Source organism: Polynucleobacter kasalickyi (genome assembly GCF_900176405.1).
Classification (GTDB): Bacteria; Pseudomonadota; Gammaproteobacteria; order Burkholderiales; family Burkholderiaceae; genus Polynucleobacter; species Polynucleobacter kasalickyi.
Genome location: NZ_FWXJ01000006.1, coordinates 65,696 through 88,063, shown reverse-complemented (window position 1 = coordinate 88,063; position 22,368 = coordinate 65,696). Strand labels below are relative to the sequence as shown.

The following is a 22,368-nucleotide window of genomic DNA, read 5'->3' as shown; positions in this document are numbered from 1 at the left end:
GCCGAAAGCTTGAAGTTCAATTACTTTTCTTATGAAAACCTAATACGTAGTAAAAAAGAATTAACGTAGCGAAAATCGTTCCGGCAACATATAGCCCTATGCGAGTTTCTTCATAGTAAGAAATAATTCCAATCACAACCATAATTAAAAACGAAGCTAAGTAACTCGAAAATGGCCAAAAAACACATTTAAAACTTAATGTATTTATCTCATGCGCCATGAGTTGCCTTCTAAAACATATTTGCGTATATAAGATTGCAATCCAAACAGTAAGCCCAATAAAGGTGAGTGCTGAAGTCAAGTAAAGAAAAGCTTTTTCAGGTACATAATAGTTTAATAAGGTACCTATTGCGGAAAGAAATACGGTCATAAATACTGCGGTCTGAGGAACTCCAGATATAGAAATTTTCTGTAAAAATTTTGGGGCGTAGCCATTCTTCGAAAGACTTAGTAGTAATCTTCCACCACTAAAAATACCCGCGTTACAAGAGGATAGGGCTGCAGTAATAACAACAAAATTTACAATTCCAGCAGCTTCTCTTAAGCCTAATTTTTCAAACATCGCTACAAACGGACTACCTCCTTGATGAGAAATTTCATGCCATGGATAGATAGCTAGAATCACTAACAAGGCACCCACATAAAATACAACAATGCGCACAATCAATGAATTAATTGCAATGGGAATTGTTTTTTCTGGTGCTTCTGTTTCTCCAGCAGAGAGTCCAATCATCTCGATTCCAATATAAGCAAACATTGCCATTTGGATGGAAAGTAAAAATCCTTCCAAGCCAGTAGGAAAAAACCCACCATGTTTCCATAAATTGTCAAAGCCAATCGGTACCCAACCATTGGTAAATCCAAACACAATGACGGAAAGTCCAACACCAATCATCACTACAATGGCGACCACTTTGATCAGTGCAAACCAAAATTCAATTTCTCCAAATAGTCGAACTGCAATGAAGTTTAGCAAGCCCATCATCAGTAGCGCGCTGATTGCCCAAATCCATTGTGGAAGGTCTGGGAACCAAATGCCCATGTATATACCAACTGCGGTTACTTCGGCAATGCCGACAATCATCCAATAAAACCAATAACTCCAACCCACCATATATCCCACGAATGGGCTTACATAATCATTGGCATATTGTGCAAAAGAACCCTCAACAGGTTGATGAACTGCCATTTCGCCCAAAGCACGAAGAACCACAAAGGCTACTAAGCCAGCTAATAGATACCCGAATATGATGGCTGGTCCTGCCTGAGAGATCGCTGTGCCTGCGCCTAAAAAAAGACCGACGCCAATTGTAGAGCCGAGTGCCATCAGCCGAATATGCCTCGCCTTCAGATGACGTTTTAGAGCGTGTTGTGAAGTATTTTCGGCAATCTCATTCAGAGTTCCTAGGGTTTCATTGATTGACACTTATTACCTCCTGTAAAAGTCAGAATTGACATTGGGAGGATAAAAAAATACGGCCTATTTGCATAGTCCGTACTTTGATAAATCTAATTTAATCAATAAAAATGATTGGGACGTTTCCTTCTTTTTTCTTTTAAATCAACCAAATTTATTTTTGATTTTTTTAAAAATAAATCACTGAAAGCCTCAATTTAGTGGTTTTTTTGCGTCAGTTCCCCTAGATATTGTAAGGACTCTTCAACTTGATCGATCAATATTAAACATAAATCATCTGGTTGGAGTTGGTTCAAGGCAGTATCAATTGCTAAAAACTCGCCACGAATTTCTGCAATCGATTTTGTTTTAGTTGCGCCAACCAAACCCTCTCTTAAGAGAGCAATGACTTCACCATCCGCACGCCCACGTTGACATTGATCTTCATACAGAATCACTGAATCAAATGCTTCTCCTAAAATTTTTGTTTGTGAACGAATATCATCATCCCGACGATCACCAGCCCCACTAATCACCACAAAGCGACGTTTTGCTGAAATCGAGTTAGTGGCTTCCACGAGGGCTCTAATTGCATCTGGATTATGGCCATAGTCGGCAATGACGGTTGCCCCATTAAACGTAAATAAGTTAAATCTACCTGGGGCTGTTTCTACATCACTAACAAAGCTACTTAAGCCTTTTTCAATGAGTTCCCAAGAGATATTTAACGCCCAAGCAGCTGCTACAGATGCCATTACATTCTCTACCTGAAAGCCAATTTTTCCCGCTTCAGTTAAGGGAATGTTAGCCAGCGATATTTTCCTCAGAACTTGATTGCCAATCACAACATGCAAATTATCTTGATGTCTAAAAATTGCTCTTTTACCTTGGGCTCTATGTGATGAAATAATTGGATGGTGTCCATTTAGACCAAAGAAAGTCACATCGCCACGACAACTTTTTGCCATCTTCGCAACAGCGGGATCAGTAGCATTTAAAACTGCCATGCCAGTGGGCGGTACATTTCGCACGATGACACTTTTAACGAGAGCTAACTCATCTACGGTATCGATATAACCCATTCCCAAATGGTCACCTTCACCCAAGTTGGTGATCACAGCTACATCACACAAATCAAAACCTAAACCTTCGCGCAAGATTCCGCCTCTTGCCGTTTCAAATACTGCAGCATCTACCTCGGGATGCATCAAAATATTTCTAGCACTTTTGGGACCGCTACAATCGCCAGTATCTACTCTTTCATTTTCAATATAAATACCATCCGTCGACGTAAAACCAACGCGCTTTCCTGTCCCCCGAATTAAATGCGTAATGAGCCGAACCGTCGTTGTTTTACCATTAGTTCCTGAAACAGCAACCGTTGGAATACGGCCATTTTCTCCAGGTGGGAACATCAAAGAAACAATGGCTTCACCAACAGGTTGTGCTTTACCATAAGAGGGATTCAAATGCATCCGCAAGCCTGGAGCAGCGTTCACTTCTACCACACCGCCACCTTGTTCTTCGAGCGACTTATAAACTGCCTCACAGACCACATCCACACCACAAATATCTAAGCCAACCATCTTCGCGGCAGTTACTGCACTGGCGGCTAAATCTGGGTGGACATCTTCCGTCACATCCGTGGCAGTACCCCCAGTACTGAGGTTGGCATTGTTTCGCAACACGATTCGTTCACCAACGCGAGGGATGGAGTCGACCGTGTAATTTTGTTTGGCTAAAGTAGCGATCGCAATGTCGTCTAGACGAATTTTTGTTAAAGGGGTTGCATGTCCATCACCTCGCAGTGGATCAAGGTTCAAAGTATCAACTAACTGTTTAATCGTGGATACACCATCACCATTCACATGAGGAGGATCACGCCTAGCTGCAGCGATTAGTTTATCGCCAACGACTAACATCCGAAAATCTTGACCAGGCATATACCGTTCAACAATTATTTTTGAACCATAGTGCTGTGCAACTTCAAAAGCATCTCTTACTTGTGATTCTGATTGAATATTGACAGCGACCCCTTTACCTTGATTCCCATCACGCGGTTTAATGACGACAGTATTACCTAACTTTCCTAGCTCATTGGCCACTTGTATCGCATCTTCTACATTGTCAACTACTTTACCCATCGGGACTGCCACACCTGCGGCATGTAATAAGTCCTTGGTAAGTTCTTTATCTTGGGCAATGGCTTCAGCGATCGCACTTGTTTGGCTAGTCTCAGCCGCTTGAATGCGTTTTTGCTTACTACCCCAGCCAAACTGCACTAAACTGCCCTGCGTTAAACGCCGATAGGGGATATTTCTTTCAACCGCAGATTGCACAATTGAACCCGTACTTGGACCTAAACGAACATCTTCATCCACGGCACTTAATGCTTTTAAAGCCGCATCTAGATCAAACGGCAGTTTGTTAACAGCCGCCTGAATCAGCTCGAGACCAAAGTTGAATGCCATTCTTCCAACGGACTCTTCACTATATTCGACCACCACTTGGTAAACGCCAAGCTCTTTAGTTTTAACCGTTCTACTGAAAGTTACAGGGCAACCTGCTTGTGCTTGGAGCCCCAGAACAACATGCTCTAAGACAAGCGCCATAGAGATCGGCTCATCCATCTGGTTTACCCGCATTAAGCGCAATTGTGGAAATAAAGTTCTTAATTGAATTTCAAATTCCGCTAAGTTATCGATGACTTGTTCTTGCTCTTCACAATAAACAATTGCCTCTATCGCTGTATGACGACTCCATAAATTGGGTCCTCTGAGTGCTCGTATGCGCTGAACTTCCATTTAAACCTCCGACGTTTCTAGCGAATACGCCTCAAGACCTGCTTCAATCGTTTCCAGAGGTATCTCCATCGCCCACAATGCGGCAATTGACGCCATGAGTTCTAACATTTTCTTGTTTGATCTTTGAACTTGTATATAAGCAATATCTACCAATGGGATGGTGTAGAAAAGCTTTTCACCCTCATATAAATGAATTGCATCGGCAGTTGTTGTAATTGCTTTTTTATTCTCAGCAAGATGTTTCTGAATGATGGAGTTCTCTTCCTGTAAGCTAAAGAAAATAATCTCTTTACCAGGATTTATCTCTGCGATTTCCGCTGCAATTGCTTCATCTGCATTTAAGATACCAATCCCTTTTTCTGGGATTAAGGCATCAATTTGAGTACGATGGACGGCAAACAATTGACGTTCCTCAACAATTGAGTCCTCTGGGAAGGTTTGCTGTAAGTCAACTGAAGTAACCACCCCGACTTGACATAAGTCGTATGGTAAGCCCTCATTAATAATACCTTTGGGAGTGGCTTGAATCACAGCAGCAGTTACCATTGGATTCATTAAAGTGCGACGCCCGCTATCCCACTCAGAGGAATTCATTCTTTGTATACTGTGTTGATTAAAGTAGAGCCCCTGCTGAGTTGATAGGCCAACATAGTAATTGGCTAATTTTAATAAGTAAGCGCAAATATCAGCCACCTCTTTGGCGCTAGAGGATCCACTTACACCAAGTACCGGGATTCTGCCGACAGCATTATTTGGAAACAAATGTTCAATAATTGCTCGCCCTACTTCGCGAGGTTTACCCTTTGCCGGTTTAATATGCATCAGTAATCCAGGCCCCGCATTCACTTCAACAATCGCTGCGCCTTGCTCTTCCATCGGCTTTGAAATATCTTTAGCCACTAAATCAACCCCAGCGATATCTAAACCAACCACTTTCGCTGCCAAAACAACTTGTTTTGCCACCGAGGGATGAACCAAGTCAGTGACGTCAAATGCCACATTGCCATTTCTCTGAATCAAGACTGCCTTACCTTGTGGAGGAATACTATCGGGCTCAAAACCTTGGCTTTGAAGTTCTAAATGAGCAATTGAATCAATTCTTACCGGGTTTAAAGGAAAGTCTTCTGAGGACCCTCTTCTAGGATCAGAGTTAATTTGTAATTCAATGAGTTCAAGTATCGTATGTACTCCATCACCCATCACTTTGCACTCTTCGCCTTTAGCGGCGGCAACTAAATGATTGCCAACTACCAATAAACGATGTTCATCGCCTTCAATGAATTTTTCGACTAACACTCCACTGCCCTCTTCAACTGCAATTTTGTAAGCGGCCGTAATTTCTTGTTCGGTTTGTAAGTTTGTAAAAACACCTCGGCCATGATTACCGTCTTGAGGTTTGACCACGACAGGCAGGCCAATCGATTGAGCAACCTCCCAAGCGTGTTCGGGGCTATCTACAAGCTCTCCCTCAGGAATTGGCACCCCAACCATCGATAGTAAAGATTTAGTTAAGTCTTTATCTCTAGAAATTGTTTCAGCTATAGCGCCAGTTTGAGCTGTTTCTGCGGTCCAAATACGCTTCTGGAGAGCGCCATATCCCAACTGTACCAAATTGCCACTCGATAAACGAATCGAGGGTATTAACTGTTGGACGCCTGCATTGACGATTGCCCTGGTGCTAGGACCTAGACATAAGTCATCAATTAGCTCTTTTAAGTCCTCAACACATGCATCCAAATCAAAAGTTTGGTCTTGAATTAAGGAAAGTAAAAGTTGTCTTGCATATTCAATTGCTTTTCTAGTCACCGCCTCATGAGGGCTGGCTACAATAAGCTTGTAAATTCCCCGATCCGTAGTCTCTCTAGCGCGTCCAAAACCGCCTGCAAAACCAGCAAGGCTTTGTAATTCGAGAGTCAAGTGTTCCATAATATGAACAGGCCAAGTGCCTTCTTCTACCCTTTTAAGGAATCCTCCGCGCTCTTCGTAACTACAACGGTGTTCTATCAAACTAGGCAGTTTCTGAACCAGTCGATCATAAAACCCAGGAATTTTATCGGACGGATAATCTTCTAACTCGCCAATATCAATCCATGCCTCTAATACTTCTACCCAACACCACATATTTGGACCACGAATATGCTTAATTTGTAAGATTTCTATTGTTTTATCAAGTAATTGGGGCATTTAAATTTTTCTGATAGTAATAAGGCTATAAATCGATAAGTTTATTAAATTATTTAAATCTACATATAGTGCATTTTATATGTATATAACTCCGTAGGTACCTAAAAGTTGACAATCATAGCGACCAAATTAGTTAAAGCTATTTGTATACCAAAAGTGATTTTTGAAGATATATTACAAATTTCAAGTCTGTCCACTATACTTTTCGCATGGATGCCAATCTAAATCACTATTCCTCAGCCGTTCCATTGCCATTAAAGTGGAAAAATATTGTTCCTGCAGAACATTTCTCTGACTCTTTTTGGACCTTCAACTATTGGTTGGAGGTGGATTTAAACGACCAATTGTTCTTTGAGAAATCACTCATTTCTTTGTCGACGAATGCGCAAAGAGATCGATTTAAGATTTCGCAAATATCGACTCTGGGGAAGATTCTTGGCGAGTGGGAATTTGGTCCACAAGCCTACTTGCAACAATATGACCATGCTGGTATTGGCCACCTGAAGTTATTAGAGTCAGAACAACAAATTCAAGTATGGCATCACACTTTAGCCCTTAATTTAGCAGTAAACCAATTTAAAGATCAATTTAAAGATCAATTTAAAAATAGGTCTAATCTCGTACTATCCGAACCCACTTCAATCGGTCTAGTACAAGAAGTTTGTTGCCCAAATTGCCAAAGTCCACTTTTACCTAACCAAGAAGAGTGTTTGATTTGCGATCCTGAACATGAAATTCCACCTTCAACTTGGACTCTTTTTAAGTTGTGGCGCTTCGCAAAACCTTACCAATCCCAACTCATTCTTGGGTTCATACTAACCTTATTGTCTACGGGTGCAACCCTCATCCCACCTTATATCTCAATGCCTTTAATGGACAAGGTGTTAATTCCTTTTCAAACTACCCATGTGATGGATTTTCAATTGGCGGGGGTCTATCTAGGAGGGTTATTACTTGCTGCTTTGGTAGCTTGGGGACTTGGCTGGTGGAAAACGTACATTCTAGCTTTAGTCAGTGAACGGATTGGTATGGAACTGCGAACCAAGACATTCAACCACATGATCCATTTATCGTTAGAGTATTTTGGTTCGAAAAGAACGGGTGACCTAATGTCACGGATTGGGGCTGAAACTGATCGAATTTGTATCTTTTTATCGCTCCATTTACTAGACTTTGCCACCGATTTGTTAATGCTCATCATGACTGCTTGTATTTTGATCAGCATAGATCCGTTATTAGCTTTAGTCACTCTAATGCCACTGCCCTTTATTGCTTGGATGATTCACTATGTTAGAGATAAACTTCGTTTCGGATTTGAGAAAGTTGATCGCAACTGGTCAGAGGTCAATAATGTTTTATCAGACACGATTCCAGGGATTCGAGTAGTAAAAGCTTTTGCTCAAGAAGATCGAGAAAATCAACGCTTCATTAAAGCAAATTTACGCAATTTGGAAGTAAACGATCAGGTGAATCGTATTTGGGCATCTTTTGCGCCTACGGTTACGCTACTTACTGAAGTTGGACTGCTGGTGGTATGGGCCTTTGGTATTTACCAAGTTGCCAATGAAAAAATAACAGTCGGTGTTTTAACCGCTTTTTTGGCCTATATTGCGCGGTTTTATAGTCGTATGGACTCCATGAGCCGAATTGTTTCCCATACGCAAAAAGCAGCAGCAGGTGCAAAACGTGTCTTCGATATTTTAGATCACAAGTCTAGCGTTCCAGAACCTACTCAGGCTATTTCAATGGCACAGCCTGTAGAAGGCAAGATTGAACTGCGTAATGTTGGCTTTCGATATGGTAACCGTGCAGTTACAAAAAACATTAATTTAGATATACAACCAGGGGAAATGATTGGTTTAGTTGGTCATAGTGGCTCTGGCAAAAGTACCCTAGTAAACTTAATTTGTCGCTTTTATGATGTTAGCGAAGGAACGATTAAGATTGATGGTATTGATGTTCGCTCAATTGCTATTGACGAACTCAGGAAACAATTTGGGATGGTTTTACAAGAACCGTTTTTATTTTTTGGCACCATTGCAGAAAATATTGCCTATGGAAAACCAGGGGCAACTAGATCAGAAATTATCCAAGCCGCAAAGGCGGCAAATGCTCATGAGTTTATCTTGAGACTACCTTTGGGTTACGATTCTTTAGTCGGTGAACGTGGTCAATCTTTATCAGGTGGCGAACGGCAGAGAATTTCTATTGCGCGGGCTTTGTTAATTAATCCGCGCATTTTAATTCTTGATGAAGCTACCTCCTCTGTCGATACAACCACTGAAAAAGAAATTCAAAAAGCACTGGATAATTTAGTTCAAGGTAGAACTACCTTAGCCATTGCTCATCGCCTATCTACTTTAAGAAAAGCCGATCGACTCATCGTTTTGGACAAGGGTGAAATTGTCGAAATTGGTAATCATGATGAACTCATGCTTGCTCAAGGTACCTACTATCAACTCTATCAGGCCCAGGCAAGACATGCGGCGGAAATTGCGGAGTCCATTTAATTATGCAAGGGTATACGATTAGTAAAAATAACAATGGCACCATTAAAGCAGAGGATGCTCATGGTAATATTTTTGACAATATTCGAATCACTAGAGCTTTTCCTATCTCCGACCCTGAAAATGGTTTTTCAATCGTCGATAGCGATGGACATGAGTTAGTTTGGTTTGAAAGTATTAGCGAATTAACGCCGTATGAACAAAGTCTGGTAAGAGACACGCTCTCACAAATTGAGTTTATTCCAGTAATACAACAAATTACTGGAATAAATACTTTTTCACTACCTAGCTTATGGGATATTCAAACAGATCGAGGACCTACTCGACTCAAGTTAAAAAGTGAGCAAGACATCCGTAGAATCTCAGATGTGGCCTTATTAATTACCGATGCAGATGGTATTCAATATTTGATGAAAAATAGAAAAACCATCGATAAACAGAGTAAAAAAATATTAGATCGTTTTCTTTAAGATTTTTTCGCACTAATTATTTTAGAAATAATAAAAGAAGCACAGACCATCCCAAAACTCGCGGTCACGGTTACTCCTGAGCCATAACCGTTACAAGCTAATCCCCCAGTTGCAACCCCCTTTCTAGGCTCACTAGAATAAACGACTGGGACTTTCATTTTTTTCTTTAGGTTTTTTTCAAAGCCATGCTTTTGTCGTAATAAAGCACGGATTTTAGATAGTAGTGGATCTTGGGTAGACTGTGCCAAGTCAGCGATTTGAATCGCTGTTGGATCAGTTTTCCCACCTGCGGCACCGGCCATAACGAAAGCGACTTGATGGTATTTACACCAAATTGCCAAACTTACCTTTGTCTTTAAATCGTCGGTAGCATCTAATACATAACTGCCAAGTGGAATGTACGTTGAAATATTTTCTGGCTTCAGAAAATCATCAATCAGATGAATCACAAGTTCGGGATTGATTAATTGCAGTCGCTCGCGCATCGCTTCAACTTTTGATTTGCCAAACTCCCCCTCTAATGCATGTAATTGTCGATTGGTATTACTCAAAGAGATATGATCGAAATCAATCAGTGTAAGCTCACCAACAGCGCTTCTAGCAAGCGCCTCTGCCGCCCATGACCCAACCCCACCTAGGCCAATTACAACCACATGAGCAGCCTGGAGAAGGCCGTAACCTTCCTCGCCGTAGAGGCGGGATACGCCGCCTAACCTTCGCTCAGCATTTATTTGAGTTGTATCATTCATGCAGGTTCGATAAAGTAGTAATTATTTTCTATTGGGGTAAATTAAAGTGATCAACAATTTAGCAGATTTAAGAAAAACATATTCCAAAGGAAGTTTATCTGAAAAAGATGCACTCGCTAACCCTTTTGAGCAATTTTCTCTTTGGTTTGACCAAGCAAGTAAGGCGCAATGTCCTGAACCGCACGCGATGAGTTTAGCTACAGTCAATCCAGAAGGAGCTCCTAGCTTAAGAACTGTGCTTCTGAAAGGTTTAGAAAATAATCAATTTGTTTTTTATACAAACTATCTGAGTCAAAAAGCTTCTGAAATGAAAAACAATCCTCAGGTTGCACTTCTATTTTTTTGGCATGAGCTAGAAAGGCAAGTCCGAGTTGATGGCATTGTCCAAAAAGCATCTCCTGAAATCAGTGATGCCTATTATTACTCAAGACCTCTCGCATCGAGAATCGGTGCTTGGGCATCTCCTCAAAGTGAAATTGTTCCAGACCGCGAGTATTTAGAAGCTCAAGAGCGTTTTTATCTCGATAAATTTGGCGAGAACCCAACACGTCCAGACCATTGGGGTGGTTATACCGTTGTGCCACACAAAATAGAATTTTGGCAAGGTCGACCATCAAGATTACATGATCGAATTGTTTATACGAAAGAAGGCGATGAGTGGGTCATTCAACGCCTTGCACCATGATTTTTTCCATCAAAATGCGCCGGGTAATCGATTCCTTATAACTGTGTAGTTAACATTAGCTAGAAGCAGATAAAGCCTTGAAAGTCTTTTGAAATTTTTGTAATTTTGGCGCTACTACATAAGCACAATATCCCTGTTGAGGGTGTTGTCTAAAGTAGTTTTGGTGATAAGCCTCAGCCGGATAAAAAGTTGGGGCCAGCATGATTTCGGTGACAATTAAATCCTTGTAAGTATTTTGTGTAGTGAGCTCTTTGATCACATCTAACGCACAATTAATCTGATCTTCGTCCTCGCAGTAAATCACTGATCTATATTGACTACCAACATCATTTCCTTGGCGATTTAAAGTTGTGGGATCGTGAATTACAAAAAACACTTCTAATATTTGACGATAGGAAACCACATCGGGATTAAAATGTATCTGAACTACTTCAGCATGTCCCGTAACCCCATCACAAACAGATTCATAATCAGGAAATTCCACATGACCACCAGCGTATCCCGAAATCACTTCATGAACGCCTTTGAGGTCTTGGTACACAGCTTCCAAACACCAAAAACAACCACCGCCCAGCGTAGCTATTTGTAAATTATTTTCCATATCCATTGAATTACTCATTTCACCTTCTCACGTATTTATGAACCCATTTTTATATGACTTTGACTTAGCACGTCAAACTTACCTGCAAGATCCCTTTCCTACACTTACTGTTCGTCGGGACCGAATTAATCGTTTGTTAACTATGTTAAATGAAAATGAAGAAAATCTCTGCAAAGTGATTCAAGCTGACTTTCATTATCGAAACACGATTGAAACTCAACTTGCCGAAATTTCCATGATTCGTAGTGCTGCTAAATTTAATTTAAAAAATTTAGCCAAGTGGACAGCAAAGCGTAAAGTAATTACCCCAAGCTATTTACGCCCCAGTCAATCCTACATCATGCCGCAACCAAAAGGGATTGTAGGCATTATGAGTCCTTGGAATTATCCCTTGGCGCTAGCCCTGATCCCCGTGATTGCTGCTTTTGCTGCAGGGAATCGAGTATGGCTAAAACCCTCTGAGCGATCAGCTAGAACCTCGGGTTACTTAGCAGTCTTGATTCAGCAATACTTTCACCCTTCTGAATTTACTATTATTACTGGCGGACCCGAGATCTCTAAACATTTTTCGGAACTTCCCTTCCACCACCTTTTATTTACGGGTAGCACTCAAACAGGACAATTAGTTGCAAAGGCTGCAGCCGAAAATCTTACACCAGTAACCCTTGAATTAGGCGGTAAATCACCAGCGATTATTGAGGCATCAGCCAACTTAGCTGATGCTTGCTCAAGAATTATTTATGGCAAATTATTTAATGCTGGTCAAACTTGTATAGCGCCAGACTACTTATTAGTCCCTCATCATCTAATCGATAGTTGTATTAAAGAATTACAGAAAAGCTTATTAAAACAATATCCAAATGATGAAGGCTTGACACACCCGATTGATCAGAACCAATTAACTCGCTGGCAATACCTAGTGCAGGATGCAGCGCAAAGGGGCTGCAAAACGATTCCTTTAGCCAATGAAGAGTGGCTGAAGCAATTTCCATTCATGCCCATGCTGGTGTTACAACCAACCAGCCAATCAGCGGTCATGAGTGAGGAAATTTTCGGTCCTATTTTACCAATTTTAGGATACGACAAACTACAAGACGCTTATGACTTTATTCAACAGCGCCCTAACCCTCTGTGTATTTACTATTTTGGCAAGTCTTCAGAGAGTATTTCCCAACTACTCAATCAAACAAAATCTGGCGGCGTAACCTTAAACGACACCCTACTTCACTACAGTAATCCCTACCTTCCTTTTGGCGGTGTTGGAGATAGTGGTATGGGTTCTTATCACGGTAAGTTTGGCTTTGATACCTTTAGCCATTTAAAATCCGTAATGACCATGAAAGGCTTTATGGGAATTAAAGCTTTAGGAGGAACCAAAATGGCGCACCCTCCCTATGGTAATCGGATCAAGAAGCTACTAAAAGTGCTTTAAAAAAAGGACTTTTAGATATTTCGCACAAATAATTAGGACAAACCCTAATATATTGTGCGATAATTCGGTTGTTGTATATTTCATCGTCCCCAGCAGTGCTGACAAAAGTACCTAATTAATTTAGGTTAGTCTTGAAGACGTAGTCGCCCCGAAATCCCGAATTGATTTCACTGAGCAATCACTATTTATTTAGTATTAGCGCCTACTCCTAATGTTGATGGTCGATGCCTTTTGACCTAGTGCGTCTATATCTTGCTCAAGCAGCAAGGCGCCAACATTGGAGACACTCTTAATCGAGTGTGTATAAATATGTCCGTAACTTTTAAAGAATTAAATTTAGCAGCACCATTACAAGAAGCAGTCGATGCTTTAGGCTTTACTGCCACAACCCCCGTACAAGAGCAAGTTTTCCCAGCTGCAATGGCTGGTGGTGACTTAATGGTTAGTAGTCAAACAGGTAGTGGTAAAACTGCCGCCTTTTTACTACCCCTATTACAAAAGCTCATTGAAGCAAATCCAAACAATAAACCTGTACCAGGCCGTGCAGAACCAACTTATTTAGTTCTTTGTCCTACTCGCGAACTTGCACAACAAGTAGCAGCAGACGCAATTGAACTCGTTAAGTTCTGTCGTGGTATTCGTATTGCAACCATCATGGGTGGCATGCCTTATGGTAAGCAAATTGCCCAAATTAAAGGCGCTCAGATCGTCGTAGCAACTCCAGGTCGTCTCCTCGACTTGAATGATAGTCGTGCAATTCGCTTAGATAAAGTCCAAGCCTTAGTGGTAGATGAAGCAGATCGTATGTTGGATTTAGGATTTGCTGAAGATTTAGAAAATATTCATCGTCGTTGTGAAAATCTTCAACAGACTCTCATGTTCTCAGCAACTTTTGCACCAAGAATTATGGAGTTAGCCGAAGAGTTAGTAAACAATCCAACGCGCATTGAACTCGCCCATGCTGGTGATGTCCATTCAAACATCACGCAAACGATGCACTGGGCAGATAGCGTATCGCACAAACATAAAATTTTGCGTCACTGGTTAGCAGATCCAACACTAGATCAAGCTGTTATTTTTGCCAGCACACAAATTGAAAGTGAAGATATCGCTGAAAATTTACGAGTTGATGGATATGCTGCGAGTGCACTTCATGGAGCAATGCCACAAGCTGTTCGTAATCGTCGCTTAGATTCATTGCGTAAAGGTGTGACTAAGATATTAGTTGCTACCGACGTTGCTGCTCGTGGTATCGACGTGCCAACAATCAGTCACGTCATTAACTTTGGTTTACCAATGAAACCTGAAGATTACACACACCGTATCGGTAGAACAGGTCGTGCTGGTAGAAGTGGTGTTGCAATTACAATTGCTCAGCATAGCGAGAGAATCAAAATTCGTGCCATTGAAAGATTTACTCAACAGCCTTTACCCGCATCCGTTATTCCTGGTCTAGAGCCACAAAAGAAACCTGAGCACTCAAGCTCCGGACGTCCTGCTGGAAGATCTGGTGGTGGTCGTTCAGGCGGTGGTCGTTCATCAGAGCGTGGTTTTGGTGGTGGCAATGGTGGTGGTAATGCCCGTCGTGGTGGTCCAAATCGTTCATCCTTTGATGGTGCTTCATCATCAGGACACACCGGTGAGAAAAGAACTTTTGCACCATCTGAAGGTGGTAGATCTGAAGGTGCTAGCAGTGACAAGTACGGTAAAGGTAGAAGGAGTGAAACAAAATCATTCGCAAAACCGGATTCAGCACCACGTACTAGCGCGAAGCCATTTGGTGAACCATCTAGAAACAAACCTGTTGCTGCGGGTAACACAGCAGAACAACGTTATACAGGTCCTAAATCTAGAGAAGGTGGCTTTAACAGAGATAAACCAGCTAAAAGCTTTAGCAAACCCTCTGCTTTCCGCCCACGCTAATCTAGTTTAACTAACTACTCAACATGAATTTTATGACTGAGTAGTTGGATTAAAGCGTTCTGATGCACAGCACTTTGCTGTGCATTTTCTATTTCTTCATAGATAGAAAATAACCGAAAGTGGGACTGTGCCTTCAAATCTGGATCGATATGAGGGGATGTATGTACCGAATCATAACTAGCAATCGCCTTACCCCATAATTTTTGTGCGTAACATAATTCACCCATAGCAAAATGCAGGTAAGGGTTCGCTAAATCTTGTTTTAAAAATTTTTCCACTAACAAAATAGAATCATTAGCGATGGCTCCAGGTATTTTAGAGTAGCTAGGGATTAACAAAACCAACTCAGGAAAAATCTTGATTGCGAAACCAAGATCAAATATTTTTTTAGCATTCACCAGATCTTTTAAATGAATGAACCCCTTAATGAACAAACGCATTAACGCAGGGTTTTGTCGATCGAGTGGCGATAACTCTTGCCACTGCTTCATTAAATCTTGACTGGTAAATTGTTTAGTGATGAGTAATTGATTTAAACCTTCGAGGATTCTTGCATTGGCTAACAAGGGACTCAAATAATTACGTTTTTTTAAGTTATTCGCTAAGCGAACCATCTCCAACCAATTTTTTGAAATTTGATGCGCTCGCATGGCAATACTTTGGACAAGAAACTGACGAGCTCCTTTTTCCTGTAATTGGTGGATGATTTGTAGAGCCCCATGAGGTTGTCGATCATCGACCAAAAATTGTGCTTGTAAAATAAGCTTTGCTTGAAGATGCTGCGGCTCTTTAATTTTTTCTAAAGCCTCATCTCGCAAAACATTATTTTTTAATTGATGCTGCGCTTGGGCAACAATCAGCAAAGCGATATTCGAGGTTTCTGGAAAATTGACTGGGAAATGTGCCAATTTAATTGCTTTGCTAAACCGCCCTGCAAACAAATGATCGATAGACATCGCTAAATCAGTAGAAGCCCGCAAACTTTTTGATCTTTGTCGGTAGGCCTGCGCTTTTAGTGGTAAGTTAATTAATTCATTGATGAGGCGCAAAATAATAAAAAGTATTCCGCTACACATCACGAAAAGAATGAGGGCCATATTAAGGCTTAGATCAATTCGATGAATATTCCAAAAAAGAACTACATGTCCTGTGTTATATCGCATCAACCACGCCGTGGTGACCGCCCCGATGGATAAGACAATTAACCAGATAATAAAACGCATTTTACTTTGCCTTCAGGGGAGATTGATTCGGTTGAAAACCATCTTTCATTTTGTCTAGCTCAGTCACCAACAGGTCAAGCTTCGTGATAAATTTTTTGACCTGATCGTCCGTGATATTGAAATTTTTAGCGGCAATGGCATGCAATTCTTTCACTTCGATACTTGCTTCATGGGATAAGCCATTTAAAACTAATTGGCGAATAGTTAAGAGACGAAGTGTTAATTCTTTTTTTATTAATGACTGGGAGGCATTTGTCATCGCCAGCTCATTCACAGGTGAGTCGATCACTTGCACATGAACCAACTCACTGAAATAGCCTTGTAAAGGGATTAAAAATTGATTAAATAGACTTTTCCACCACCTTACTTCTGCATTGGCTGTACGCTTCGAGGACTCTGGCAAAATGGACGGATTCGTTTGCTTCTCGGGTGAACTTTGATCAGAGCTATTACTAAAAGTTAAGTGATCTACCTCAGCTAACAACTCATTAAGGTGTTTAAAAAACTCTAGGGAAAGCTTTAAATTGAGGGGGGGAATAGTCGTCTCGCCCTCCTTGTTAGCATCTAATGTTCTACCTAATAACTCATTGAGATTGGCTAATTGTCGAGAGTTTTTAACGGTAAGTTCCTCTAAGGCTTTGATTTTTGTTAAGTGAGTATTGAATTGAACTGTCACAAAAACACCCACCCCCATCATCACAATCGTAGCAATTAAAATAACTACTACAAAAGGTCTAATCATTGGTACAGATTTAGTGTTAACAATTTCAGTATTATTTTCTAATGGCATATTTTTTTCAGGAAATTGATGGATTGGGTTGGATACTCGCCATACTTAGATGTTGATTAACTCTTTAATAGGTTGTGAGACATTTTCAGATCCTGGCAAAATATGAACTACTTTTGAAAAACCTATGTCATGGGCAACTTTGGCTATTTTTTCATGCGTAGCAAAAGCAACCGAACATTTTAATATTACCTCTTTTAGACCCATCGCTATCAAGGTCTCACTGAGATATTTGCAAGCTTGAGAGGAACTGATGAGCCAAAATAACTTGTTACTCTCATTATCAATCTGGCTCATCGACCGGTTGTTCCACATCATCAAAAAGTTTTGCCAATACGGGTCCTTTTGATCTAAGTTTTTTCTTTTATAAATTGAAATGGCTTGTACTTGGGCATTTGCAGATTGCCATTGATTGACTAACCATTCACGACCGGTATCACCGCGCACGACCAAGATTTTTTTACCAGACCAATTTTTTTCATGATGAGACAATTGGCGCCAAAGCCCTTCTGAATCCCACTGTGTTTCATCGGCTGGTGTCACGATCAACACGGGTTTAAATCGTGACTCAAGAATTACTTTTTCAGTGCCTCCACCGATTAAAGCGAGCTTTAAATGGCTTGGCCATTCATACTGAAAAGATTTTAACAATTGGTCTGCGGCCAAAAAAGAATTAGGGCTAACAAAACTAAGCCACTCGGCTACTAATAATCCTTCATGCAACGCTTGTGCCAAAGCTTGGTCAGTCTCTGGCACAATTTCTAACAAAGGCAAACCTAAAACTTCAATCTCTAAATCATTCTCTGCCAAATTCTGTTGAATTGACGTGATGGCCTGATGTAATTGATCACGCGGTCGAGTAACAATGATCTTCGATGAATTCAATGAAATTCCTTATTTCCCGAGCGCTGCAATCAACTCCATTGCTCCTTTGTTGATTAAGTCATCGGCAACTTGATCACCTAACTGAATTGCCGCCTCCATGGTCGCAACCGACATCGTTTGACTCGACTCAACAATTTCTTGACCATCAATACTTGCCACGAGTGCTTTGAGATCAAGCTTCACACCATCATCGCCCCACTTCGCATAAGCTGCAATTGGAATCTCGCAAGAACCGCCAAGTCTTCTAGATACTTGTCTTTCCGCACTCACTTGCAGGGTGGTTAACAGATCTTTTAATGGCGCAAGATAGGCATCCATGGTTTGGTTACTGGCCAAAATCTCAATCCCCAAGGCGCCTTGGCTGGCGGCAGGTAAAGAATCAACTGGATCAATCCGTTCACGAATACGACTTTCTAAATTCAAGCGTATAAGTCCTGCACAGGCAAGAATCATGGCATCGAACTCACCGTTATCCAACTTGCCCAGCCGTGTATCTAAATTACCCCTCAATGGCACAATTTTCAAATGGGGGTATTTTCTTCGGATTTGAGCCTCACGCCGTAAGCTAGAGGTACCTACAATCGCTCCCTCTGGCATATCCTTTAGGGAGGCATAACGATTCGATATAAAGGCATCTCGTGGATCTTCACGCTCTAGGATGGTTGATAAAGCAAAGCCCTCTGGCATTTCCATCGGCACATCTTTCAAAGAGTGAATTGCTAAATCAGCACGCCCATCCAATAATGCAGCCTCTAATTCTTTAATAAATAAGCCTTTACCACCAATTTTCGATAAACTTTTATCTAAAATTTGGTCACCGCGCGTAGTCATGCCTAAAATAGAGATTTCGCACTTAGGGTAAATATCTTGTAACAATTTTTGAATATGCTTCGCTTGCCACATAGCAAGTCGACTTTCACGAGAAGCTATCACTAATCGTTCTGGGGGTAAAATATTGTTCATGTCATCATCCAAACATTCTCTCGATAATAAATCACAAGCGTGGTCCGCCCGCTTCTCCGAACCCGTATCTGAATTAGTTCAACGTTATACGGCCTCTGTTGGCTTTGATTACCGTATGGCTGAAGTAGACATACAAGGCTCTCTTGCTCATGCTCAAATGCTTTCTGAACAAGAAATCATTACCAAACAGGACTTTGAACAAATTCAATCGGGTTTATTACAAATCCATTCTGAAATTCTATCAGACCATTTTACTTGGCAATTAGCTCTTGAAGATGTTCACTTAAATATTGAGGCTAGACTGACGCATTTAATAGGTGATGCAGGTAAGAAATTACATACTGCAAGATCAAGAAATGATCAAGTTGCGACCGATATCCGCTTATGGACAAGACAAGCCATTGATCAAATACTTGAGGAACTTCGCCAATTAAGATTAGGCTTTTGTCAGTTAGCAGAACAGCATGCTAGTACGATCATGCCTGGTTTTACGCACTTACAAGTAGCCCAACCAATTACTGTTGGTCACCACCTCATGGCCTATGTTGCTATGTTTACTAGGGATGCTAGCCGCCTAGAGGACTGTCGTAAGCGTTTAAATGTTCTACCCTTAGGTTCTGCAGCTCTAGCTGGGACAAGCTACCCAATTAACCGTGAACGAGTAGCTGAGTTGTTACAGTTTGATAGCGTTTGTCAAAATTCTCTTGACGGCGTATCGGATCGGGACTTTGCCATAGAGTTTTGCGCGGTTGCATCCATCATCATGACGCATATTTCACGCTTTTCTGAAGAGTTAATTTTGTGGATGAGCCCACAATTTGGATTTATTGATTTACCAGACCGTTTCTGCACAGGTAGCTCCATCATGCCCCAGAAAAAAAATCCAGATGTTCCTGAGTTAGCCAGAGGAAAAACTGGCCGAGTCAATGGTAATTTAGTGAGTCTGCTAACCCTCATGAAGGGACAGCCCCTCGCTTACAACAAAGATAACCAAGAAGATAAAGAGCCGTTGTTTGACTCGGCGGATACCCTTTTAGATACCTTGAAAATTTTCGCTGACATGGTACCGCATATTCAATTCAAACCGGAGAATCTCCGATCAGCAGTTGGTAAGGGGTTTGCGACTGCTACTGATCTTGCCGATTATTTGGTCCGCAAAGGAATGGCCTTTAGAGATGCTCACGAGGCCGTAGCGAACGCTGTGAAAGTTAGCGCTAACCTTGGGCTAGATTTATCTCAACTCTCCTTAGATGCCCTTAGGGAAGCCTGTGAATTAGCACGCCCAGAAATGATTGGCGAGGACATTTATGCGGTTCTAACGCTTGAAGGTTCAGTAAATTCACGTAACCATACCGGTGGAACTGCCCCCGAGCAGGTACTAAAAGCAATTTCTAAAGCAAAGATTGAGTTAAATCCGTAATTAAGGTACTCATAGAAAAAATGCCTAACTATTTTGTAGTTAGGCATTTTTTTTAAGCTTGTTTTAGTTATAGTTCTTTCAAAGATCTCTTACGCAATCTACGAAATAAGCTTTTTTACCATCAATTTCATCTTTTACTAAGCCATGGATATCCGTTTCAAAGCCCGGAAATTTCTCATTAAAGTCGCGTGCAAATTTCAAATAATCGACAATTCGCTTATTAAAACGCTCGCCGGGGATTAACAGAGGAATACCTGGTGGATAGGGCGTTACCAACATGGCAGTTACCCTATTTTCCAAATGATCAATAGACACTCGTTCGATATCACGATGCGCCATTTTTGCAAATGCTTCACTCGGTGGCATAGCAGGAATCATGTCAGATAAATACATCTCGGTAGTCATTTTTGCCACATCATGCTCTCTATAAAAAGCGTGAATCGTATTGGCAATATCCTTCAAACCAACTCTTTCATACTTCGGATACTTTGCTGAAAACTCTGGCAAACATCTCCAAAGTGGCATATTTTTATCGTAGTGATCTTTGAACTGCTGTAACTCAGTAACTAAGGTATTCCAACGACCTTTCGTAATACCAATCGTGAACATAATAAAGAAGGAATATAAACCGGTTTTTTCAACGATAATCCCATGTTCAGCTAAGTATTTCGTCACAATACTGGCAGGAATCCCTTCCACACCAAAGTTACCATCAATATCAATACCGGGGGTTACGATCGTAGCTTTAATCGGATCAAGCATATTGAAGCCATCCGCCAACTTACCAAAGTTATGCCAGCTATCATCGGCATGGAGGATCCAATCATCTTGGGTACCAATCCCATCCTCGACAATCGTATTCGGTCCCCAAACTTTAAACCACCAATCTTCGCCATACTCGTCATCAACCTTTTTCATGGCTCGTCTAAAGTCCAATGCTTCAGCAATCGACTCTTCAACCAGAGCAGTACCTCCTGGAGGTTCCATCATGGCTGCGGCAACATCACATGAAGCAATGATGGCGTACTGAGGGCTTGTCGAGGTATGCATTAAGTAAGACTCATTAAAACAAGTCGGGTCTAGTTTTCTTTCATCAGACTCTTGCACCAAAATTTGAGAAGCTTGTGACAGGCCAGCCAATAACTTATGGGTTGACTGTGTTGCAAAAACCAAACTCTTCTTTGGTCTTGCGCGATCGCGCCCTACCGCGTGCATATTTTTATAAAAATCAGAGAAGGTGGCATGTGGTAACCAAGCCTCATCAAAGTGGAGTGAATCTACCCTACCATCTAACATCGATTTAATCATTTCAACGTTATAAACAACACCGTCATACGTACTTTGAGTGATGGTTAACACTCTAGGTAAGGCCTTCTTATCTTTAATAAAAGGATTGCTATCAATTTTCTTTTGAATGTTGCTCCACTCAAATTCCTCTTTTGGAATGGGGCCGATAATGCCAAAATTATTTCGAGTTGGCATCAAAAATACTGGTATTGCACCCATCATCATGATGGAATGTAAGACAGATTTATGGCAGTTACGATCCACAATCACAATGTCACCAGGCGCCACCGTAGAATGCCAAACAATCTTATTTGAGGTTGACGTACCATTGGTCACAAAATAAAGATGATCCACACCAAAAATCCGCGCAGCGTTCCGCTCACTTGCCGCCACGGGCCCAGTATGGTCGAGCAATTGGCCCAATTCTTCAACTGCGTTACAAACGTCAGCTCTGAGCATATTTTCACCAAAAAATTGATGGAAAATTTGTCCAACTGGACTCTTTAGGAAGGCTACCCCTCCGGAGTGTCCCGGACAATGCCAAGAATAAGAGCCTTCGGAGGCGTAATGAATCAAAGATTTAAAAAATGGTGGCGCTAATGAGTCTAAATAGACTTTAGCTTCACGAATAATATGACGCGCAACGAATTCTGGCGTATCTTCATTCATGTGAATAAAGCCGTGCAATTCGCGCAAAATATCATTGGGAATATTTCTGGATGTTTTTGTTTCTCCGTACAAGAAAATCGGAATATCTTCGTTACGCTTACGCACTGCTTTTACAAAATTTCGTAGATTTTCAATTACATCTACAAATCCATCAAAATCCGGCTCAGAAAACTCTTCATCATCAATTGATAAGATAAAACAAGAAGCACGCGCAGCTTGTTGCGCAAAAGAGGTTAAATCGCCATAACTAGTCATACCGAGAGCTTCCATGCCCTCGTTTTCGATGGCTTCAGCCAAATCTCTGATACCTGATCCAGAGATATTTTCAGAGCGAAAATCTTCATCAATGATCACTACCGGGAATTTCAATTTCATAGTTAAAT

The 22,368-nt window shown here is 41.2% G+C and carries 16 protein-coding genes; 6 read left to right on the top strand and 10 right to left on the bottom strand.

Features of this window, described 5'->3' with window-relative positions; all coding sequences use genetic code 11:
* Positions 1–16 precede the first annotated feature (16 nt).
* From B8983_RS06965 to B8983_RS06955, 3 genes are all read right to left on the bottom strand, one after another.
* Complete coding sequence (locus B8983_RS06965) at positions 17–1,390, bottom strand: amino acid permease (protein WP_084283521.1); 1,374 nt, start codon at positions 1,388–1,390, stop codon at positions 17–19.
* A gap of 224 nt (positions 1,391–1,614) precedes the next feature.
* Positions 1,615–4,200, bottom strand: coding sequence for a cyanophycin synthetase (gene cphA, locus B8983_RS06960; RefSeq protein ID WP_084283419.1), 2,586 nt, complete (start codon positions 4,198–4,200; stop codon positions 1,615–1,617).
* The gene (locus B8983_RS06955; RefSeq protein WP_084283418.1) at positions 4,201–6,384 is read right to left on the bottom strand and encodes a cyanophycin synthetase; all 2,184 of its coding nucleotides are present in this window, start codon (positions 6,382–6,384) and stop codon (positions 4,201–4,203) included.
* Between the two features lie 209 nt (positions 6,385–6,593).
* Here B8983_RS06955 and B8983_RS06950 point away from each other — a divergent pair, with 209 nt between their 5' ends.
* Positions 6,594–8,894: a cyanophycin metabolism-associated ABC transporter gene (locus B8983_RS06950; RefSeq protein ID WP_084283417.1), complete on the top strand. Its 2,301-nt coding sequence runs from the start codon at positions 6,594–6,596 to the stop codon at positions 8,892–8,894.
* Between the two features lie 2 nt (positions 8,895–8,896).
* On the top strand, positions 8,897–9,361 hold the full coding sequence (locus B8983_RS06945) for a cyanophycin metabolism-associated DUF1854 family protein (RefSeq protein ID WP_084283416.1): 465 nt from the start codon (positions 8,897–8,899) through the stop codon (positions 9,359–9,361).
* Here the strand turns inward: B8983_RS06945 and B8983_RS06940 are convergent.
* The gene (locus B8983_RS06940) at positions 9,358–10,110 is read right to left on the bottom strand and encodes a tRNA threonylcarbamoyladenosine dehydratase (RefSeq protein WP_084283415.1); all 753 of its coding nucleotides are present in this window, start codon (positions 10,108–10,110) and stop codon (positions 9,358–9,360) included. The two genes, B8983_RS06945 and B8983_RS06940, sit on opposite strands and share 4 nt — an antisense overlap.
* A gap of 49 nt (positions 10,111–10,159) precedes the next feature.
* On the opposite strand from B8983_RS06940, the gene pdxH reads away from it, so the two are divergent.
* Positions 10,160–10,795, top strand: coding sequence for a pyridoxamine 5'-phosphate oxidase (gene pdxH, locus B8983_RS06935; RefSeq protein ID WP_084283520.1), 636 nt, complete (start codon positions 10,160–10,162; stop codon positions 10,793–10,795).
* 55 nt (positions 10,796–10,850) lie between these two features.
* Here pdxH and msrA read toward each other — a convergent pair whose 3' ends face one another.
* Complete coding sequence (gene msrA / locus B8983_RS06930; RefSeq protein ID WP_084283519.1) at positions 10,851–11,396, bottom strand: peptide-methionine (S)-S-oxide reductase MsrA; 546 nt, start codon at positions 11,394–11,396, stop codon at positions 10,851–10,853.
* A gap of 37 nt (positions 11,397–11,433) precedes the next feature.
* On the opposite strand from msrA, the gene B8983_RS06925 reads away from it, so the two are divergent.
* Entirely contained in the window at positions 11,434–12,828 is a 1,395-nt protein-coding gene (locus B8983_RS06925; RefSeq protein ID WP_084283414.1) for an aldehyde dehydrogenase family protein, read from the top strand.
* A 309-nt stretch (positions 12,829–13,137) separates the two neighbouring features.
* Positions 13,138–14,751 carry a DEAD/DEAH box helicase gene (locus B8983_RS06920; RefSeq protein WP_084283413.1) on the top strand — a complete coding sequence of 538 codons (1,614 nt, stop codon included), beginning with the start codon at positions 13,138–13,140 and terminating at the stop codon, positions 14,749–14,751.
* A 14-nt stretch (positions 14,752–14,765) separates the two neighbouring features.
* On the opposite strand, the gene B8983_RS06915 is transcribed toward B8983_RS06920, so the two are convergent.
* Genes B8983_RS06915 through hemC form a run of 4 tightly spaced genes read right to left on the bottom strand, consistent with a single transcriptional unit; the run spans position 14,766 to position 18,609 of the window.
* The gene (locus B8983_RS06915) at positions 14,766–15,974 is read right to left on the bottom strand and encodes a heme biosynthesis HemY N-terminal domain-containing protein (RefSeq protein WP_084283412.1); all 1,209 of its coding nucleotides are present in this window, start codon (positions 15,972–15,974) and stop codon (positions 14,766–14,768) included.
* 1 nt (position 15,975) lies between these two features.
* Positions 15,976–16,764 carry a hypothetical protein gene (locus B8983_RS06910; protein WP_084283411.1) on the bottom strand — a complete coding sequence of 263 codons (789 nt, stop codon included), beginning with the start codon at positions 16,762–16,764 and terminating at the stop codon, positions 15,976–15,978.
* Between the two features lie 45 nt (positions 16,765–16,809).
* A complete protein-coding gene (locus B8983_RS06905; RefSeq protein WP_159460840.1) occupies positions 16,810–17,646 on the bottom strand; it encodes a uroporphyrinogen-III synthase in 837 nt (278 codons plus the stop codon).
* Positions 17,647–17,655: 9 nt separating this feature from the next.
* Positions 17,656–18,609: a hydroxymethylbilane synthase gene (gene hemC / locus B8983_RS06900; RefSeq protein WP_084283409.1), complete on the bottom strand. Its 954-nt coding sequence runs from the start codon at positions 18,607–18,609 to the stop codon at positions 17,656–17,658.
* Between hemC and argH the strand changes: the two genes are divergently transcribed.
* Positions 18,608–20,029 carry an argininosuccinate lyase gene (gene argH, locus B8983_RS06895; protein WP_084283408.1) on the top strand — a complete coding sequence of 474 codons (1,422 nt, stop codon included), beginning with the start codon at positions 18,608–18,610 and terminating at the stop codon, positions 20,027–20,029. The two genes, hemC and argH, sit on opposite strands and share 2 nt — an antisense overlap.
* 78 nt (positions 20,030–20,107) lie before the next feature.
* Here the strand turns inward: argH and B8983_RS06890 are convergent, their stop codons facing one another.
* A complete protein-coding gene (locus B8983_RS06890) occupies positions 20,108–22,360 on the bottom strand; it encodes an arginine/lysine/ornithine decarboxylase (protein ID WP_084283407.1) in 2,253 nt (750 codons plus the stop codon).
* Between the last annotated feature and the right edge of the window lie 8 nt (positions 22,361–22,368).

What these genes read in the sequence shown, in the direction of transcription:
- cphA (WP_084283419.1), bottom strand. Translation starts at nt 4,200, where the DNA reads ATGGAAGTTCAGCGCATACGAGCACTCAGAGGACCCAATTTATGGAGT.
- B8983_RS06955 (WP_084283418.1), bottom strand. Translation starts at nt 6,384, where the DNA reads ATGCCCCAATTACTTGATAAAACAATAGAAATCTTACAAATTAAGCAT.
- B8983_RS06950 (WP_084283417.1), top strand. Translation starts at nt 6,594, where the DNA reads ATGGATGCCAATCTAAATCACTATTCCTCAGCCGTTCCATTGCCATTA.
- B8983_RS06945 (WP_084283416.1), top strand. Translation starts at nt 8,897, where the DNA reads ATGCAAGGGTATACGATTAGTAAAAATAACAATGGCACCATTAAAGCA.
- B8983_RS06940 (WP_084283415.1), bottom strand. Translation starts at nt 10,110, where the DNA reads ATGAATGATACAACTCAAATAAATGCTGAGCGAAGGTTAGGCGGCGTA.
- msrA (WP_084283519.1), bottom strand. Translation starts at nt 11,396, where the DNA reads ATGGAAAATAATTTACAAATAGCTACGCTGGGCGGTGGTTGTTTTTGG.
- B8983_RS06925 (WP_084283414.1), top strand. Translation starts at nt 11,434, where the DNA reads ATGAACCCATTTTTATATGACTTTGACTTAGCACGTCAAACTTACCTG.
- B8983_RS06920 (WP_084283413.1), top strand. Translation starts at nt 13,138, where the DNA reads ATGTCCGTAACTTTTAAAGAATTAAATTTAGCAGCACCATTACAAGAA.
- B8983_RS06915 (WP_084283412.1), bottom strand. Translation starts at nt 15,974, where the DNA reads ATGCGTTTTATTATCTGGTTAATTGTCTTATCCATCGGGGCGGTCACC.
- B8983_RS06910 (WP_084283411.1), bottom strand. Translation starts at nt 16,764, where the DNA reads ATGCCATTAGAAAATAATACTGAAATTGTTAACACTAAATCTGTACCA.
- argH (WP_084283408.1), top strand. Translation starts at nt 18,608, where the DNA reads ATGTCATCATCCAAACATTCTCTCGATAATAAATCACAAGCGTGGTCC.
- hemC (WP_084283409.1), bottom strand. Translation starts at nt 18,609, where the DNA reads ATGAACAATATTTTACCCCCAGAACGATTAGTGATAGCTTCTCGTGAA.
- B8983_RS06890 (WP_084283407.1), bottom strand. Translation starts at nt 22,360, where the DNA reads ATGAAATTGAAATTCCCGGTAGTGATCATTGATGAAGATTTTCGCTCT.